2 protein-coding genes are annotated in these 2,150 nt (G+C 64.3%); one reads left to right on the top strand and one right to left on the bottom strand.

Translation table 11 applies throughout. From position 1 onward, the window contains the following. The coding region (locus AC5E6L_RS12415) for a GntR family transcriptional regulator (protein ID WP_491773669.1) at nucleotides 1-669 on the bottom strand (669 nt) is incomplete at its 3' end. Nucleotides 670-879: 210 nt separating this feature from the next. On the opposite strand from AC5E6L_RS12415, the gene AC5E6L_RS12410 reads away from it, so the two are divergent. Beyond that, on the top strand, nucleotides 880-2,150 hold a 1,271-nt coding region (locus tag AC5E6L_RS12410; RefSeq protein ID WP_491773667.1), incomplete at its 3' end, for an aldehyde dehydrogenase family protein.

Below are 2,150 nucleotides of genomic sequence, written 5' to 3'. Positions count from 1 at the left end.
CTTCACGAACAGATCGGCATAGTTGAGGGTCGCCTTGGAATGCTCGTGCATGATGGCTTCGGCCCGCTGGCTGTCGCGCTTCTTGAGCGCATCGAAGATGATGACGTGCTGGGAATGGCCGACCGTCAGGCGCATGCGCTCGCGTCGCCAACTCGTCATGTCGAAGGCCAAGGTGCCCAGACCCGTCAGGGGCAGCATGGCGATGCGCTCGAAGGTGTGGGCGATCAGATCGTTGCCGCAATGATACATGATCGTCTCGTGGAACAGTTCGTTGGCTTCCTTGTAGCCGCCGATGAAATCGGTCGCCTCGTCCTCCGATTCGACGATCGACTGGGACATGGCGATCGATCGCCGAAGCGTTTCCTCGACGGCGTCGGACATGCCCGCCTGCGCCAGCGTCCGTGCGGCCAGACCTTCGAGAACCGCGCGCACGTCGATCGCCTTGGCGACGTCGGCGGCCGAAATCGACCTGATCGTGAAGCCGCGCCCGTCGCGCTTTTCGATCAGCCCCTCGGCTTCGAGCGCGGCGAGCGCGGTGCGTGCCGGCGTGCGCGAGACGTCGAGATCGGCTGCGACGCCGACCTCGGATATCTTGTCGCCGGGCGACCGCTCGCCATTGAGAATCTGACGGCGCACGACCGCCAACACATGTTCCGCGCTTGAGGGCATGCTTCTCCTCACCAACCGCCATTTATGAATACATTAATGGGCCGATCATGCAATCATAAAAAATTTTTGTTGGAGAACTTGCCAATTATGTATCCATAGTGCATGGAGATCGCCGGAGGATTTTCGTGCTTTCGCCGCAGCCGGCATCCGATCGCGCGCCGCGGGCGGCGCGCACGCGGAGGTCTTGATCTTGATGAAGTGGAGGTCTTGATGAGCAGGTCAGCCCAGGATGATCCCGTCACGACCGGCCTGTTCGTCGGCGGCGAAAGCCGGCCGGCCGAGGGCGGCCGTACCTATGAGATATTCAACCCGGCGCGTCCGGACGAACTGGTCGGACAGGCGGCCAGCGCCTCGCAAGGGGATGTCGATCAGGCCGTTCGCGCGGCGCATGCGGCATTTCCGGCCTGGTCGGCGCTTGGCTATGACGAGCGGGCCTCGCTCCTGCTCAAGATCGCCGATGCGCTGGCGGCCGACGAAGACGATGTGGCCTACCGGTCTCGGCTGTTCTGCCGCGAGCACGGCAAGATTATCAAGGAAACGCTGCTGGAGCTGACCCGGCTGGGCGACCGCTTTCGGCTGTCGGCGTCTTTTTCGGATCGCCTGGCGCGGGACGAGGCGCTTTCGGGGCCGCCCTTCGACACCATTATCACGCGCCAGCCGCGCGGCGTGGCCGCACTGATCGTCCCATGGAACTGGCCGTTGTCGATACTGGGCGCCAAGCTTCCCCAAGCGCTGATGGCCGGCAACACGGTCGTGGTCAAGCCCAGCCGCAATTCGGCGCTCGTGCCGTCGCTGACGCTTGAAAGGATCGCCTCGATGCTGCCGCCGGGCGTCGTCAACGTGATCACCGGTTCGGCGTCCCAGATCGGCGATCCGCTTGTCACCCATCCCCTGGTCCGGTTCGTCAATTTCACCGGATCCGTCGAGGTCGGCCGGCACGTGATGCATATGGCGGCCGGCAACATAACGCCGGTCACGCTGGAATTGGGCGGCAATGATGCGGCGATCGTCTGCGAGGACGCCGAACTGGACGCGGGCGCCTTCATGCGCATGTATATGGGCGCCTTCATGTCGTCGGGGCAGATCTGCATGGCGCTCAAGCGGCTCTACGTTCACCGGTCGCGTTATGACGAGGTCGTCGACGGGCTGACGGCCGCCTGCAACCGCATGGTCGTGGGCGATGGTCTGCTCGATGAGACCCATATGGGGCCGGTCAACAACGCCAAGCAGTTGAAGGTCGTCAGGGGCATGATCGACCAGGCGCGCAGCGCCGGCGCCGATGTGCACGAACTTGGCCGCGTGCCCGACGAAGCCCTTTACGCGCACGGCTATTTCCAGCGGCCCACGCTCGTCCACGATCCCGACCCGGCGCTCGACATCGTCTGCGAGGAGCAGTTCGGGCCGGCGCTGCCGATCATGCCGTTCGACGGCGAGGACGAGGCCGTCGCCATGGTGCGGGAGCGCCTGGGCATCGAGCCCTT

This window comes from Roseitalea sp., assembly GCF_984466335.1.
Note: the sequence above shows the minus strand (reverse complement) of the source record. Positions and strands in the feature narration are given on the sequence as shown.